This window comes from Bradyrhizobium sp. MI1.7 (assembly GCF_055811795.1).
In genome coordinates, this window is sequence record NZ_JBVVPO010000003.1 from 52,700 (window position 1) to 66,374 (window position 13,675).

Genomic DNA, 13,675 nt, shown 5'->3' on the forward strand with positions numbered 1-13,675 from the left:
CCACTCGCACTATTGACCTCAGCGCCCCATCCCCCTACACAGCGCGGGCCGAAAGCATGATCCGGAAACAGCCGGTTTTTCCCCGCGACGCCAGTTGAGGCAGCGGCAAGACATGCTTCTCGAATGTCCGAAGACGATGGCGATCGATCTTGAAAGCCATCAGCGGCCATGGGAGCGCGTAGCTCAGCCGGTAGAGCACGTGACTTTTAATCACGGGGTCCTGGGTTCGAGCCCCAGCGCGCTCACCAAGCCGAAACAATAACTTGAGCGAAATCACAAGCCGACCGAAAAAGCCGTGTGTGGGCACTGTGTTGGCAAATTGATTGCCGATCTGAGCGTCGAGGATGCAGCGCGGCAATTGCTCGCGATCGCCATGAGGCCGGCGCGCTCAAGCGGCAGCACGCCCTCCCCGTCCGCCAGATCCGGGCACATGCGCTCCATGCGCGCGAAAGAGCCCCACTAGGGCCGGCGCAACACCCCAAGCAGGTCGGCGACATCGATCACATCAAGGTCTTCGCGACGGTGGGCGCCGCGGAACGATGGTTTGAGGAGAACGACCCGGAGGGCGTCGCCTTCGAATACGATGTGATCGAGTGATGTGGAGCGGATAATTAGCGCCACATCGTTGGTGGGTTCAAGGCCTCGCGACCCGCTGCTTTCAACGCGTCGGTCGAGAACTGCCCATGTGCCGCGGCATCGAGCAGCTTCGAAGCAACGTACGCTCTGGCGCCCGTCTCGCTTACAGGAATATTTTCGCAAACTTCATCGAGCACCGCCCTGAGCAGCGCAGTCATTTCAGCATCAAACACGCCGAACTCCCGAAATTGAGAGGATACTGAACGCTGCACAAGCGGAATATATTCGCTTGGCAGCGTTCGCCGCGTATTCCGGTCTGGGCTCTGAAATCCCAGCGCCTTCCAAATTGGCACCTGTCTGTCAAAGTAATGTGACAGCTTCCTCGGCCACATCAACAGGAGTTTGCAGGGCCTGCCAAGGCCCGCCAGCGTGAACCGGCAGCCTGAAACCTTCCCAGGTTTCGTACGTAAAATCTCTATCCGAGGTTTTTGTTAGTTCCCATCTCGGGGCTGGAAATGAACACCGCCGCCGGGACAATGTATTAGAGCCCGGCGGCGTATTTGTTGGTGCCTGAACCGGCGCGCGCCTCGAGCGGCGGCTTCCACCTGAATTTGTAGGGCAGATTTTTTTCTAACCTGAGTTAGTTTTTTCTATGCCCAGCGTCGACTACCCCAATTTTTCTGCGCGTAGAGCAAGGGGTCGACCGGGTGGTTCAACAACTGGGACTGGAGGATTGGGCCTGGCAAATCGCCGCCGACGTGTATCGCTTGAATCTGTATAGCCGACTCACCGGACGAGCGGCCCCGGGAGATGCCGTTTCAGACGAACAGCTTGCCAGAGCAATCCGCGAAAGCTTCACTCAAACGAACGACGGCGCCTATCGAGAAATGGTTGAGTTAGCGACCGATGCCGCTTTATCGGCCTACGATCGTGTCGTCTCACGCAATGTCAAACAGGCGCGCGCTCAACTAGCGAACTAACGGCTCGTCGGCGGATGATGACTAGCCTGCCCCGCAAGAGAACCCCGCCGACCTTGTGAGCCGGCGGGCTTATCTCTACCGCTTCAACCGGCGGCGATGCGTCATCAGCCGTTACCGGACGCCACTCCGATGCATTGATGCCGCAATCGGCGCGATGTTATGCTAGTCGCAGAACCGGGAGTTTCTCGATGCGCAAAATCGCCGCCGCTGTCATGTTTGCCCTGATCGGACAAACCGCATTGGCTCAGGACCATGTTCCAATGTACGGCGAGTCCAAGGACAAGACGGAGGCCGAGAAGGCGGACGACATTCGGGCCGAGCGCGCCTATCAACGCTCCCTCGGCAATGTTCCCAACCAGAAGGCAGTCGATCCGTGGGGAACTGCCCGCGGCGACGAAGCGAAGAAGCCGGCCACGCCGGCCAAACCGGTAGTGAAACATTCGTCCAAGGCCAAGAGCGGCAGCCCCCCCAACTAGCGAATTCTAAAGGGGGGCCGCCAGCGCGAACCGGCGGGTCAGCGCTTCGCTGCGTTGCCAGCTAATTCCATCGCGAGATCTAGGGCTGCGATTCCAATTTGGTCGGTCGGACGGGATCTGCAGCGCTGTAAAGTCACCGCCTCCAACAATCGCCTCTATCATAGAGCGACGGCCGGCGAGGCTACCATCGAGCATCCAGCCAAAGCTTATGCCGTGGCGACGGCAATAGCCGGCCAATTCTTGTGAAGCGCAGAAGCCTGGTGCGTGCGGAGCCGGCTCCTGAGCGCGGTGGCCAAGGGCTACGAGTGTTGGTCCACGGGTCTGCAACCTTGGGGAAAACGCTCCCTAGGTCAGTCGGGCTGCATTTTCCGAATCAACCAGATGTGCGCGCGTTCGCGCGTGATCTTGCCGGGGGTGTGTGTGAGCCAGTTTCTGTCCGTGCTGCTATTGCTGACGACACTAACGCTGACGGTGTGTTTCGGCGTGGCTGCCTGGCGCCAGTCGGCCGGCAGAGATACCGATATTACAGCCACCATTTCACATCGGGAAACCGGCTGGAGGTCCGAACGGAGCAACTGAGACCTTGCGCTCGCTCTTGCGAGAGAGTTTTGAAGTCACCGTTGGCGCGCGCCAGTTCGATTGCGATGCCCCCGGGCTTGATCTCGAAAATGCATCGGGGCGCAGCGGCCCCTAAGTCGAGCGGCCCCTCACGGATAACGTCTCGGTGAATGAAACCGTTCGCCGCATCACGCGAAGCACTCAGGAAACAATCCGGGTCCAGTGTCTCGTCACCCACGAGGGGATCTCAAAATGATTATTCTCAAGGTCTCTGCTGTTGTTCTTGGCGCTGGCATCCTTTTCACGATGTACTCAGGGGAGCTAAGCGCAGACGTCGTGCTTGCCATCGTGTCCTGCTTGGCATGACAAGAAGACCGGCCAACGTGAACTCGAGGGCCAGTAATGCCAACTGCTTCGCTTGAACTATCTTCAGCTTTCCGGAGCCGACGTCGCAGCCGGCACACTCAGCGGCGCTCCCCCAACTGAAACCGGCCCGACAGACTTCGACTGCCGAACCATCCGCTTCCGCATCGCTGCCGACAGTCCATAGCGCGCGTTCGCTTTTCGGATCGAGGACGTGACGTCCGACATCATTGCATTCTGCAGCGTGTCGACCTTCGCGATGAGCGTGGACAGCTGTGAAGATATCTTCCTCACATCCACCCGTTCGTCCGTGATGCTCTGTCGCAGAGACAGCAGCACCATTGAATCCTGCTGCAGCAGGGCTGCATTTTGCTGCAAGGCGTGGTTGTTCTCCTGCAGCGAAGCCGTGTGTTGCTGCTGGGCCGACTGAATGTCCTTCAAGGCAGCGACAACCGGATCCGCCTTTGGCGCGGAAGCTTCCCGGCGCGGAAGCAGTTCAGCCAGACTGCTGAGATTCGGCGACGAAAGATCAGCCGGCCATGTATAGATCGCCGCCGCACCATTGATGGCCAAGGCACACACCGACAGTGCCAGGACCGATTTCCGGCTGGACCGCTTGGCCGGTGCCGGAGCTTCCGGGGCTGCGGGCTCGAGTGCTGCGACTGCGAGCGCGAGCGCCGCGGGGTCGAGTTGTTCGACGAGGCCTTGCGCCTCGGATGTCGTGGTCATGTCCATTGACCTCAAATGAGCGAGCAACAGGAAGCCGACGCCGGAACGTCCTCGCGACGGCTCCTCTACGCAGCACCCACCTACAACTGCCTAAAATTGTGGGCATTTTGGATTAATTCCACGTTAGCGACATGGCCGCCTGGCAGGCTTGGCCGCCCCGGCCGATTACGGGGGGCGAAGGGACGGAATGAGTCACGCGGCAGCCTGCTTCGAAGCACCAAAGCCGAGAGACAAGGCCCCCGAAAGGTGTAAGATTCACGGGAACCGGAGGAACGGCATGTTTGAAATCAGCGGTTTCGACACGGCAGGCGTCGTCAGCCTCAAGCGGCTGTCACTCGCGGCCGCCCTCAAGAAGGCCCGAGAGCTTGTCGAAGACGGGTGCTGGGACGTTCAGATCGTTGATCCGACGGGGCGCGTACACACCTCGTTTGAGGAGCAGGCCGCTTAGTCGTGGCGCTGGGCCGGCTCCGCGGCTAGCTCATCAAGAGCACACTGATCGAGAGCAAACTCGGCCGTGCGCCTGACGGCCCGTCTCTCAGTACCGCCGATAGTAATTCTCTGGCCGGTCCTGGAATTGTAGTGGAACCGTGCCGTTGGGGTAGCAGACACCGTCGCGGATATCGACGTCAGCGCCGTGGCCGCATGGCACCGGACGCCGGCGCATTCCATAGTAAGGCCGCGGGCCCTGATAGTATCCCTGCAGCGCCGCCTGGTCTTCGGGACGGAGATAGCCGTTGGGATAGCACATCCCGTCGCGGGCGCTCTGATCCCAATGATCACCGCACGGCGGCGGATGTCTCGGCACGCCGCGATACTGCACCTCGAGCGGGCGTTCGACAGCTGACGCCGGCGCCGTTGCACCGCCATGAAGAGCAAGGATTGTCGCAATAGTGGTGATCAACATCGAAGCGGTCCTCCAAGGCAGCAAGATAGACACCCCCTCTGAATGACGCCTGAACGAGACGGGAGCGCCACGACCATCAGGGTCGGCCGATGGCACGATGGCGGCCACCGCGCTGCACTGGACACTGCAGCTGCCTGCAGTTCCAAGGGCCTTGCCACAAAAGCCGGGAGACAACGCCCTCGAAAGGTGTAAGATTCAGGAAAACCGGAGGAACGGCATGTTTGAAATCAGCGGTTTCGACACGGCAGGCGTCGTCAGCCTCAAGCGGCTGTCACTCGCGGCCGCCCTCAAGAAGGCCCGAGAGCTCGTCGAAGACGGCTGCTGGGACGTTCAGATCGTCGATCCGGCCGGGCAGGTCTACACCTCGTTTGAGGAGCAAGCCGCTTAGCCGCCCCGCCCTTCGGCACTTTTCAGAAAGCACCCGTCCGGTCCGATCACGCTTCGCGAGCGGTGATCGTGATCGAAATGAAACCCCAGCGCCTGGTAGGGAGCGCTGGGGCGTTTTCAAAATATCAATCGGTAAAAGCAATGAGGCCTTCATAGCACCGGTCTCGAAGCGCGAGTGTGAACTGGTTCACACGGCTCCGCCGATCTTCGCGTACCGCGTCCGGGTGTGGCTATCCGCCTCGGCCGACGTTGGACGAGGCATCATTGAGCCAGCGCGCCGTTGCTTCATCGCTCCAGCCGGGGACCGCGAAGCGCACGCGAGGATTCACTTCCGTGCCGAAACGATCAACCGGAGGATGGCGTGTCGCAGGATTGTGCGCACGAGCGTGGTGCGCGGCGTCCGCAGACGTACACAAGACGATCAGGAGGCCCAGGGCCAAAACAACACGCATCGTATCGGCTCCAATCGAGTCCGTTCCCGCTCATGTAATACGCCGACCGACCCACCGCGATCTGACGCGGCTTCACAGCTAGGAGAGCGAAGCGCGAACGCGACGTTCTTGCGATCGAGCGGACCGCCGCTCAACTCCCGCGCGCCGCACCGTTGCCAACCAATTCGTTTGGGAGCACGCTCTCTCCAGGCGCTTAAGACGCCGCACAGGGAGAACCACATGAAGGAACCGGGCCTGGACGGCCGCCATCGGGACAAGGATGGCGCGATCAGCAAGAAGCACGGCAACACGCTGGTCGGTACGTTGCGGAAGATCTACGGAAAGGCATTTGCGGCCGGTTATCCCGATGCGACCCCGCTCAGCGAGGTCTTGCATCAATTGAACGAGACCTCGCTGAGCCAGTTGCGTCGCGATCACGACACCGGGCATCTCGGGCACAAGATCGACCACGCCTCGAAGTGAATGGACTTCGCTTGGCCGATTTCGCTTGGCCGACTTCACTTACCCCACTTCACTTGGCCGACGTCAGGTCGTCGAAACCGACTCCGCCGACAGCCTCTCGGACGCAGCTTGGACAGGCTGCGCGATCGGTCGCCTCGCCGTACTTGCCGTTTGAGCCCTCGCTACCCTCGCGCTAGCATGAGCCCTTTTACGGAGGCTCATTTGAAGCAGTTCATTATCATCATCGCCGCCATCGCGCTCGCCGTGACTGCTCCCGCCCGCGCGCAGGCGCTGGTCGATCCCAACAAGGTTGCCCCCGAATATCGCGAGGCGGCCGAGAAGCGCCGGGCCGAGCAGATGCGGCAACGCGAATGCGCACTGAAGGCGGATCTCGACAAGGTGCTGCCCAGGGATCGCACCGTCTATCTCAACCACTGCCTGGACACGCTGGCGGTCAAGCAATAGCGGCTGGCTGGGGCCGTCTCGATCAGACCACGACCGTAGGCCGACCTGACCGCACGATCATCTGTCGATTTCGGGCTCGTGTTGTGGACCAGCGGGCGATTTGTCGCACCGGCGCCGCGAAGACGCGGCCCCCCTCCTCACTGGCGCCGCGGCTTGCTCGGAAACAGCCGATCGCGGATGTAGCGCGAGGTCGGCGTCAGGCGGATGCCGCGCGGCTTCTGCCAGGCGGCCCGGTCGATCTCCTTCTTGTCGCCGATCTCGAGCCTGCCCTTGGCACCCTTGGCGATGAAGATCGCGTCGCTCATCTTGCGACCGGAGCGCTTATTCCTGGCCGTCACTTCCTTCCACAGGCTGATCCGGCCGAGCTTCAGCTTGGGCAGCTCCTCCTTGATCTCCCGCCGCAGGCAGTCCTTGTCGGACTCGCGCGAACGCTTGCGGCCGCCCGGGAACATCCACAGGCCGTCCGACCGCCGTCTGACCAACAATACCTTGCCGCGTTTTGCGGCAACCAGCTTGGAAGACTTCGCCATTACTGCCGTAGATCGAAAACAGAATCGCCCTATCGTAACTTGTCTAGTTGAATAGACAAGTTCGTGGGGCGCTTTGACCACAGCCCGTGCGAGCAGCTCAGCTTTCGCTCGCCGCCGCCCGGTCCTCGGTCCTGATCCAGGCCATCATCAACTCCCAGGCCACCGACAGGATGATCGGCCCGATGAACAGGCCGACGATCCCGTGGGCGAGCGTGCCGCCGATCACGCCGACGAAGATCACGATGGTCGGCGTGGTGAGGCCGCGCCCCATCACCAGCGGCTTCAACATGGTGTCGATGAAGCCGACGAGGACGAGAAACACCGTGAGCAGCAGCGCCGTGGTGACGTCCTTGGCGGTCCAGATCCAGATGATCACCGGCAGGATCACCAGGAACGCGCCGATCTGCACGATCGAGAGCAGGAGCACGATGAAGGCGAGCAGGCCGGCGCTCGGCACGGCTGCCATCTTGAAGCCGATGCCGGCGAGCAGCGCCTGCACGATGGCGACGCCGATCACGCCTTGCGCCACGGCGCGGATGGTGGCGCCCCCAAGCTCGAGAAAATGCTCGCTCTGCTCGGGCACGATGCGAAACAGGAAGCCGCGCCCGGCCGCAACCAGCCGCGGCCCATGCGGAAACAGGAAGCCGGCGACGAACACCGAGACCAGAAACTGGAGCGTGCCGAGGCTCGCATCGCCCGCAAGCGACAACAGGGGTCCCGCCAGCGGCTGGAGATAGGGCGCGACCTCGCGCAGCACCGCACGGATGTTGTTGTAAGCCTGATCCCAGAGATCGTAGAGCCAAGGGCCGACCACCGGCCACGACTTGAGCTGCTCCGGCGCCGACTGCAGCGCGAGATCGCCGGTGCCGAGCTGCTTCGCCAGTTCGCGCGCACCGTCCACCGCGCTGAGGCCGAGCCAGGTCGCCGGGCCAATGACGATGCCGAGCGTGATCAGGGTGAGGATCGCGGCCGCGGTCTTCGGGCGGCCGCCGAGGATCTTGGCGACCCAGCTGAAGGCCGGATAGAACGCGACCGCGAGCACGGCGCTCCAGGCCAGGATCGGCACGAACGGGCGGATGATCAGGAAGGTCCAGATGATCAGCAGGCCAAGCAGGCCGACCCGGATCAGGAGCTGGATGATGTCCTCTCCCGTCAGGAGCTGACGGAGACTTTTCACGGGCACGCCTTTCCTTGCGGCATTGACGCGGGTTCCGGCACTTGCGCGGCAAAGCGTTATTGCCAGCCGCGCATCCGGCGTCAAGACGACCGGGCCCGCGGCGGCGCAAGGGATCGGACCGCTGCGCCGCCCGGCGCGGCATCAGCTGTCGCCGAACGGGTTGGTCCAGTCGGCCAAGCGGTGGCGCTCCGTCCGCTCAGAAGTGGTAGTTCACGCCCACCGTGCCGGTCTGGATGTTCAGCTTCACGTTGGCTGGAGTCGCCACCAGATTGCCTGTCGTCACCGGCTGCTCGGTGATCGTGCCGAAGCCCATATAGTTGTACTCGGCCCGCACCGACCAGTTCGGCACGAACATCCACTCGATGCCGCCGCCGGCAAGCCAGCCGGTGCGATTGAAGCTGCCCGAGGCGGAACCGGCGAGCGGGCCGGCAAGGCCGTTGTTGACGCTATACTTGTCGCGGGTGAAGGCCGCGCCACCCTTGGCGTAGAGCAGCACGCGGTCGAAGGCGACGCCGAAACGGCCGGCGACCGTGGCGATGTAGTCGTTCTTCAGCGACAGGTTGAAGCCGGCACCGCCACCGAACGGGCCGCCGGCATTGAGTGTGACGCTGGACCAGGCGCCGGTGCCTTCGAGGCCGATCACGAAATTGCTGATCTGGTAGTTGCCGCCGATCTGGCCCCCGACGATGCCGCCGCTGGCCGTGGCCGAGCTCCAGGTCGCTGTCGGATCGGTCGGGTCGATGCCGGTCCATTTGCTCCAGGCGCCGCCGCCATGCGCGCCGATGTAGAAGCCGGTCCAGCTGAAGATCTGGGCCGGCACGATCGGCGCCTTCACCACCGGCGCAGGTTCGATGATGTCGGCCGCAAAGGCCGGAGTTGCCAGCGACAACAGCGCAGCTGTAAAAATCAGTTTCTTGCTCATGATCCCACCCCCAATGACTTTTGCCCTGCTCGACCAGGGCGATGGGGTGAAATCTAGCTGTCCGATCAAGGGGGCGCTTGGACCGACCGGCGGCGCGATTTGGACTGACGGGCGCTCGTCGCAAGCTTAACCGGCTCCACTGGGGGGCCAGGCCTTCGCGCGGGATAGACGCCATTGATACAACTAAAGGTAAATATTATACTCGGACATTTCCAAAGGAGAGGATACCGTGGATCCTTTACTCGCGCAGTCATACTTCAAATTGTTCATGAATTACGACACGAGGAACATAGCTGTTCTCGATCAAATCAAAGCCGCCCTACTGCAAAACCAAATGTCCACATTTCGATCTGACGCTTTGCTCTGCGTGCTGTCGCTTTTCGACCAGATGATCGTTCAACCCTACCAGGATCGATTGAGCCAGGGGAATCTCTCGTCTCCAAATAGCACCGTCGTTCTCACAGCACAGAACCTGGATGCCCAGGTGATGGATAGCTTCTATGAGTTGGTAAAAACAACGAACAACAACAAGCGCGAGTCACTTGCATCTTCCCACGACGTCATCAAAGCGATCGACGCAGCCTGGGGTACCATCTCAACTTATCTTTTGTGGGGGTGACGCCGTGCCAGCTTTCGATCCTCTGACTGCAATTGCACATTTGGAGGCCAACAAAGCGACGATTTGGCCCGACGTCACGACGCAAGATGCCTTTCTATCGGAGGCGAAGGCTCGCCTTGGCGGCCGAAGTTCGGACGACAAGAAGGAAGCGACGAAGCTGGCGGTCGAGACTGCTAAGACGCTTCTCACAATTGCTGTCGCGCTTCTGGTTGCTTCAGGGACATTGCTTCAGTTCACGCGCTCTAATGGCGTTCCGTGGCTGTCTTGGACCGTCGCCTTCTTCACCTTCAGCGTGATCCTCTTGTTCATCAGCATGAGCGCCGGCCTCTCTGCAATCAGCGGGGTCTATAAGCGTGCCGACGGACGAACGTTCCCAACCGAAACCGCTTGGTCAACGCTCCCCGTCTCGAAACGCTTGAACGTGCAGTCTCTAACGGGGGTTTTTGCTCTTCTAGCCTTGCTGATCGGGCTAGGACTTTCGGCGCACAGTACACAAACACCGGGACTGAGCCTCACGATCCCCGGCACTCCACAGTCCGCGCTGCCAGCGGGCCCCCTCATGATCGACGGAACATGGACCGAACTGCGCCTAAAAACGGCAGGAAACCAAGAGCTAAAACTGCCGCCGAACTCACCAACTAGCGGCCCGCTCGCGATCAACTGCAAATAGCCTTGCCATCGTGCCAGTCCTATTTCCGTGGCAGACGGCAAGTCGCCAACTTGGCTAATCGGAATTAACGGATTTTGCGTCATTCGGTTTACTTCGAAGCAAATGCTGAATCCTACGCTGGTCAGCGTGACCTAACCTGTAATTGCGGTGCAATGGCCAACAGCATCTGGACGATCGAAGAATTCACCTGCCCCGGTTGCAGCATGAACTACATTGCGACAAGGGAAGAGCACGCCGAGCCGCATTCGGGCCACTTCAAATGCAGCATCTGCAGTGGCGTGGTGCACTCCTGGTCGGGGAAGCATCACTTCTTCGGCTGGTCCGCGGTGAAGACCAAGCCGCCGGTGTTCGGGAGACGGTGGGCGGGAGTGGGTTGGTAGGCCGAGGCAAGGTTCTCACTGCCGTCGCCTGGATGGAGCGAAGCGAAATCCGGGACCAGTGTCGCTTTATTGCACGAACCCCGGATTGCGCTTCGCTTCATCCGGGCTACCAAACCCCATCGCCACTCTCGCCGTCATTGCGAGGAGCTCTTGCGACGAAGCAATCCAGAGCGCCTCCGCGGAGGGATTCTGGATTGCTTCGCTGCGCTCGCAATGACGATGTTGAAGCAACGACGCACAATGCATCGACGGAGTTCGCAGTGACACCTTGCCCGTCGTCGGGCAAAACACTTCACGCAAAATTCCCACTGCGATTGTCAGCCCTGCCGCTGTGCGGAACAATAGCGATCCTTTTATCATGGCAACTGCTACGACATAAAAAACCCGCGGCAGGTTTCCCCGCGCGGGTGTTACGAATTTCCGATGATGCCGCTCTGCCAGTGTTTTGCCCGACGTGTCAAATCCGGACGAGGCGATGCGTCGCGCCATCGAGATATCGGTAGGCTGTTCGCGTTGGACAAGTCCGAAAAGGACCTGCTTGGCACCAACTGAAAACGACGAATGCATTCAATAGCCCCGCTACTGTGTATGGGGTTGTTTTTCAGCTTTTGCTTTGAGGGCGTTTGAACGCCAGCTTCAGCGCCGGCCGCGCGGCATCAGGCCGGGATCGGCGGCGAGCGCTTTGCCGTGACGCAGGGATGAGGAACTGACGCTTCTGCTCAGCCGCGACACCGGTTAGACTCCCCTCCCCGCAACAGAATCCGACACGCAATGACCGCACCCTTCGTTCCCCAGATCGCTCTCTACCGCAACTGGCTCGCCGAGCAGCGTGGCCTTTCCTTCGCGAATTACGAGGAGATGCGGCAGTGGTCGGTGTGCGATCTAGACGGCTTCTGGCGCAGCATCTGGGACTATTACGATCTGCAATCGCCGACGCCGTTTGCAGCCGTGATCACCGAGCGCAAGATGCCGGGCGCGGTGTGGTTTCCCGGTGCGCAGGTCAACTATGCGCGGCAGGTGTTCCGGCATGTTGAGGCCGCCGACGCCGCCGGCCTGCCCGCGATCGTCAGTAGCGGCGAGGACGGCAAGCTCAACGAAACGAGCTGGCCGGAGCTGCGGCGCAAGGCGGCGGCGCTCGCGCTGCATCTGAAGGGGAAGGGCATCAAGCCCGGTGACCGGATCGCGGCCTATCTGCCCAACATCCCCGAAACCATCATCGCGTTCCTGGCGAGCGCCAGCATCGGCGCGGTCTGGAGCGTCTGTGCGCCCGATATGGCTGCGCCCGCCGTGATCGACCGCTTCAAGCAGATCGAGCCGAAGGTGCTGATCGCCTGCGATGCCGTCACCTATGCCGGCCGCCAGCATGATCGCAAAGACGTCGTCGCGGAGCTGCGGCGATCGCTGCCGACGGTCGAGCACGTCATCCTGCACAGCGAGGCCGCGCCCGCAGCACCGGACGCCCGGATCGCGGACATCGTCGCAAGGACAGGCGCCGCGATCGACGCGTTCGAGCCGGCCTGGCTGCCGTTCGATCATCCGCTCTGGATTGTCTATTCCAGCGGCACCACCGGCCTGCCGAAACCGATCGTGCACGGTCATGGCGGGATCGTCATCGTGGTGCTGGCGCTGCTGGGCCTGCACAACGACCTCGGCTGCTCCTACCACGCGAACTCGTTCGGCGAGCGCTATCACTGGTACTCTTCGACCGGCTGGATCATGTGGAATTCGCAGGTCGGCGGCCTGCTCAGCGGCACCACCTGCTGCATCTTCGACGGCAGCCCGGGCGGCACCAAGGACAAGCCGGACTGGACCACGCTGTGGCGGTTCGTGGCACAGTCGAAAGCGACCTTCTTCGGCGCCGGAGCGGCGTTCTTCGCCAACTGCGCCAAGGCCGAGATCGATCTCACTGCGGCCGGTGATCTGTCGCGGCTGCGTTGCCTCGGCTCGACCGGCTCGCCGCTCAGCGCCGACACGCAAGCCTGGTTCAACGATCGCTTCGCGGCGTTGTCGAACATCAACGGCAGCAAGGCGCAGGCCGACATCTGGTGGGCGAACATCTCCGGCGGCACCGATTTCGCCGGCGCCTTCATCGGCGGCAACCGCGAATTGCCGCAGACGCCGGGCGCGATGCAATGCCGCCTGCTCGGCGCGGCGGTCGAAGCCTTCAGCGAGCAGGGCCGCGCCGTCACCGACGAGGTCGGCGAGCTCGTCTGTACCGAGCCGATGCCCTCGATGCCGCTCGGCTTCTGGAACGACAAGGGCGATGCGCGCTATCGCGCCAGCTATTTCGAGACCTATCCGGACAATTTCGACGGCAGCGGCCGCGGGCCGGTGTGGCGGCACGGCGACTGGCTCAAGGTCAATCCGGACGGCTCCTGCATCATCTATGGCCGCAGCGATGCGACCATCAACCGGCACGGCCTGCGCATGGGCACGAGCGAGCTCTATTCCGCGATCGAAGCGCTGCCGGAGGTGCTGGATAGCCTCGTCGTCGACCTCGAATATCTCGGCCGCGACAGCTACATGCCGCTGTTCGTGGTGCTGCGCGAGGGGACAGCCTTCGACGCTGCGATGCAGGCCAGGATCAACAAGGCGATCGAGGCCGGCCTGTCCCGGCGATTCCTGCCGAACGAGATCTTTGCCGTCGCCGAGATCCCGCGCACGCTGTCGGGCAAGAAGCAGGAGCTGCCGATCAAGAAGCTGCTGCTGGGCCAGCCCGTCGAAAAGGTCATCAACAAGGAGGCGATGGCCAATCCCGCCTGCCTCGACTGGTATCTCGCCTTCGCCCGCGACTATCTCGCCCGAACCGCGGCGTAGCTTCGATCAACCGCCGCCGAAATTGGAGGGATCGAGATTCCTGTTCTCCGACGGCGGAATCGGCGGCCACCCGGGAAATTTGTACCAGCCGGGCGGGACCGGCGCGTCCTCGGGCAGATGGACGACGACGTGATGGCGTGGGCGGGCATGATGCGCCGGCGCGGCAGCCGCCGACAGACATGTTGCAATCAGGAGGACCAAAGCCAGGATAGACCGCATCATACGTGCT

The 13,675-nt window shown here is 61.9% G+C and carries 19 protein-coding genes and 1 tRNA gene; 12 read left to right on the top strand and 8 right to left on the bottom strand.

Features of this window, described 5'->3' with window-relative positions:
* The first annotated feature begins 172 nt into the window (after positions 1–172).
* A tRNA-Lys gene (locus tag AC0L3X_RS04720) sits at positions 173–248 on the top strand.
* Positions 249–297: 49 nt separating this feature from the next.
* Complete coding sequence (locus AC0L3X_RS04725) at positions 298–597, top strand: hypothetical protein (protein ID WP_063983202.1); 300 nt, start codon at positions 298–300, stop codon at positions 595–597.
* Positions 598–611: 14 nt separating this feature from the next.
* On the opposite strand, the gene AC0L3X_RS04730 is transcribed toward AC0L3X_RS04725, so the two are convergent.
* Entirely contained in the window at positions 612–848 is a 237-nt protein-coding gene (locus AC0L3X_RS04730) for a hypothetical protein (RefSeq protein ID WP_085404758.1), read from the bottom strand.
* Positions 849–1,283: 435 nt separating this feature from the next.
* Between AC0L3X_RS04730 and AC0L3X_RS04735 the strand changes: the two genes are divergently transcribed.
* Both AC0L3X_RS04735 and AC0L3X_RS04740 read left to right on the top strand, forming a co-directional pair.
* A complete protein-coding gene (locus AC0L3X_RS04735; RefSeq protein ID WP_063983199.1) occupies positions 1,284–1,556 on the top strand; it encodes a hypothetical protein in 273 nt (90 codons plus the stop codon).
* Between the two features lie 188 nt (positions 1,557–1,744).
* A complete protein-coding gene (locus AC0L3X_RS04740; protein WP_063983198.1) occupies positions 1,745–2,032 on the top strand; it encodes a hypothetical protein in 288 nt (95 codons plus the stop codon).
* A 987-nt stretch (positions 2,033–3,019) separates the two neighbouring features.
* Here AC0L3X_RS04740 and AC0L3X_RS04745 read toward each other — a convergent pair.
* Positions 3,020–3,688: a hypothetical protein gene (locus AC0L3X_RS04745; protein WP_063983196.1), complete on the bottom strand. Its 669-nt coding sequence runs from the start codon at positions 3,686–3,688 to the stop codon at positions 3,020–3,022.
* Positions 3,689–3,959: 271 nt separating this feature from the next.
* Here AC0L3X_RS04745 and AC0L3X_RS04750 point away from each other — a divergent pair, with 271 nt between their 5' ends.
* Positions 3,960–4,130, top strand: a complete 171-nt coding sequence (locus AC0L3X_RS04750; RefSeq protein ID WP_166096634.1) for a hypothetical protein — start codon at positions 3,960–3,962, stop codon at positions 4,128–4,130.
* Positions 4,131–4,217: 87 nt separating this feature from the next.
* Here the strand turns inward: AC0L3X_RS04750 and AC0L3X_RS04755 are convergent, their stop codons facing one another.
* Entirely contained in the window at positions 4,218–4,586 is a 369-nt protein-coding gene (locus AC0L3X_RS04755; protein WP_354096455.1) for a hypothetical protein, read from the bottom strand.
* Positions 4,587–4,803: 217 nt separating this feature from the next.
* On the opposite strand from AC0L3X_RS04755, the gene AC0L3X_RS04760 reads away from it, so the two are divergent.
* The 3 genes from AC0L3X_RS04760 (at position 4,804) to AC0L3X_RS04770 (ending at position 6,331) form a co-directional block, all read left to right on the top strand.
* A complete protein-coding gene (locus AC0L3X_RS04760; protein WP_167541702.1) occupies positions 4,804–4,974 on the top strand; it encodes a hypothetical protein in 171 nt (56 codons plus the stop codon).
* A 670-nt stretch (positions 4,975–5,644) separates the two neighbouring features.
* Positions 5,645–5,887 (top strand): hypothetical protein, encoded by a 243-nt coding sequence (locus AC0L3X_RS04765; RefSeq protein WP_028152129.1) that lies wholly within the window; start codon positions 5,645–5,647, stop codon positions 5,885–5,887.
* Positions 5,888–6,088: 201 nt separating this feature from the next.
* Positions 6,089–6,331, top strand: a complete 243-nt coding sequence (locus tag AC0L3X_RS04770) for a hypothetical protein (RefSeq protein WP_063983193.1) — start codon at positions 6,089–6,091, stop codon at positions 6,329–6,331.
* A gap of 137 nt (positions 6,332–6,468) precedes the next feature.
* Here AC0L3X_RS04770 and AC0L3X_RS04775 read toward each other — a convergent pair whose 3' ends face one another.
* From AC0L3X_RS04775 to AC0L3X_RS04785, 3 genes are all read right to left on the bottom strand, one after another.
* The gene (locus tag AC0L3X_RS04775; RefSeq protein WP_028152127.1) at positions 6,469–6,861 is read right to left on the bottom strand and encodes an NUDIX hydrolase; all 393 of its coding nucleotides are present in this window, start codon (positions 6,859–6,861) and stop codon (positions 6,469–6,471) included.
* 97 nt (positions 6,862–6,958) lie between these two features.
* A complete protein-coding gene (locus AC0L3X_RS04780) occupies positions 6,959–8,044 on the bottom strand; it encodes an AI-2E family transporter (protein WP_063983192.1) in 1,086 nt (361 codons plus the stop codon).
* 190 nt (positions 8,045–8,234) lie between these two features.
* Positions 8,235–8,960: an outer membrane protein gene (locus AC0L3X_RS04785; protein ID WP_063983191.1), complete on the bottom strand. Its 726-nt coding sequence runs from the start codon at positions 8,958–8,960 to the stop codon at positions 8,235–8,237.
* Positions 8,961–9,189: 229 nt separating this feature from the next.
* On the opposite strand from AC0L3X_RS04785, the gene AC0L3X_RS04790 reads away from it, so the two are divergent.
* From AC0L3X_RS04790 to AC0L3X_RS04800, 3 genes are all read left to right on the top strand, one after another.
* Positions 9,190–9,579, top strand: coding sequence for a hypothetical protein (locus AC0L3X_RS04790; RefSeq protein ID WP_063983190.1), 390 nt, complete (start codon positions 9,190–9,192; stop codon positions 9,577–9,579).
* A gap of 4 nt (positions 9,580–9,583) precedes the next feature.
* On the top strand, positions 9,584–10,249 hold the full coding sequence (locus AC0L3X_RS04795) for a hypothetical protein (RefSeq protein WP_231142044.1): 666 nt from the start codon (positions 9,584–9,586) through the stop codon (positions 10,247–10,249).
* Between the two features lie 152 nt (positions 10,250–10,401).
* Positions 10,402–10,629 carry a hypothetical protein gene (locus AC0L3X_RS04800; RefSeq protein WP_063983188.1) on the top strand — a complete coding sequence of 76 codons (228 nt, stop codon included), beginning with the start codon at positions 10,402–10,404 and terminating at the stop codon, positions 10,627–10,629.
* A 66-nt stretch (positions 10,630–10,695) separates the two neighbouring features.
* On the opposite strand, the gene AC0L3X_RS04805 is transcribed toward AC0L3X_RS04800, so the two are convergent.
* Positions 10,696–11,196 (bottom strand): hypothetical protein, encoded by a 501-nt coding sequence (locus AC0L3X_RS04805; protein WP_187387692.1) that lies wholly within the window; start codon positions 11,194–11,196, stop codon positions 10,696–10,698.
* A 204-nt stretch (positions 11,197–11,400) separates the two neighbouring features.
* Between AC0L3X_RS04805 and AC0L3X_RS04810 the strand changes: the two genes are divergently transcribed.
* Positions 11,401–13,446 (top strand): acetoacetate--CoA ligase, encoded by a 2,046-nt coding sequence (locus AC0L3X_RS04810; RefSeq protein WP_354096454.1) that lies wholly within the window; start codon positions 11,401–11,403, stop codon positions 13,444–13,446.
* A 6-nt stretch (positions 13,447–13,452) separates the two neighbouring features.
* On the opposite strand, the gene AC0L3X_RS04815 is transcribed toward AC0L3X_RS04810, so the two are convergent.
* On the bottom strand, positions 13,453–13,668 hold the full coding sequence (locus AC0L3X_RS04815) for a hypothetical protein (RefSeq protein ID WP_354096453.1): 216 nt from the start codon (positions 13,666–13,668) through the stop codon (positions 13,453–13,455).
* Positions 13,669–13,675 lie beyond the last annotated feature (7 nt).

Coding starts and splice junctions, on each gene's coding strand:
- AC0L3X_RS04785 (WP_063983191.1), bottom strand. CDS start 8,960: ATGAGCAAGAAACTGATTTTTACAGCTGCGCTGTTGTCGCTGGCAACT.
- AC0L3X_RS04810 (WP_354096454.1), top strand. CDS start 11,401: ATGACCGCACCCTTCGTTCCCCAGATCGCTCTCTACCGCAACTGGCTC.
- AC0L3X_RS04740 (WP_063983198.1), top strand. CDS start 1,745: ATGCGCAAAATCGCCGCCGCTGTCATGTTTGCCCTGATCGGACAAACC.
- AC0L3X_RS04775 (WP_028152127.1), bottom strand. CDS start 6,861: ATGGCGAAGTCTTCCAAGCTGGTTGCCGCAAAACGCGGCAAGGTATTG.
- AC0L3X_RS04815 (WP_354096453.1), bottom strand. CDS start 13,668: ATGATGCGGTCTATCCTGGCTTTGGTCCTCCTGATTGCAACATGTCTG.
- AC0L3X_RS04745 (WP_063983196.1), bottom strand. CDS start 3,688: ATGGACATGACCACGACATCCGAGGCGCAAGGCCTCGTCGAACAACTC.
- AC0L3X_RS04760 (WP_167541702.1), top strand. CDS start 4,804: ATGTTTGAAATCAGCGGTTTCGACACGGCAGGCGTCGTCAGCCTCAAG.
- AC0L3X_RS04755 (WP_354096455.1), bottom strand. CDS start 4,586: ATGTTGATCACCACTATTGCGACAATCCTTGCTCTTCATGGCGGTGCA.
- AC0L3X_RS04765 (WP_028152129.1), top strand. CDS start 5,645: ATGAAGGAACCGGGCCTGGACGGCCGCCATCGGGACAAGGATGGCGCG.
- AC0L3X_RS04750 (WP_166096634.1), top strand. CDS start 3,960: ATGTTTGAAATCAGCGGTTTCGACACGGCAGGCGTCGTCAGCCTCAAG.
- AC0L3X_RS04805 (WP_187387692.1), bottom strand. CDS start 11,196: ATGCATTCGTCGTTTTCAGTTGGTGCCAAGCAGGTCCTTTTCGGACTT.
- AC0L3X_RS04800 (WP_063983188.1), top strand. CDS start 10,402: ATGGCCAACAGCATCTGGACGATCGAAGAATTCACCTGCCCCGGTTGC.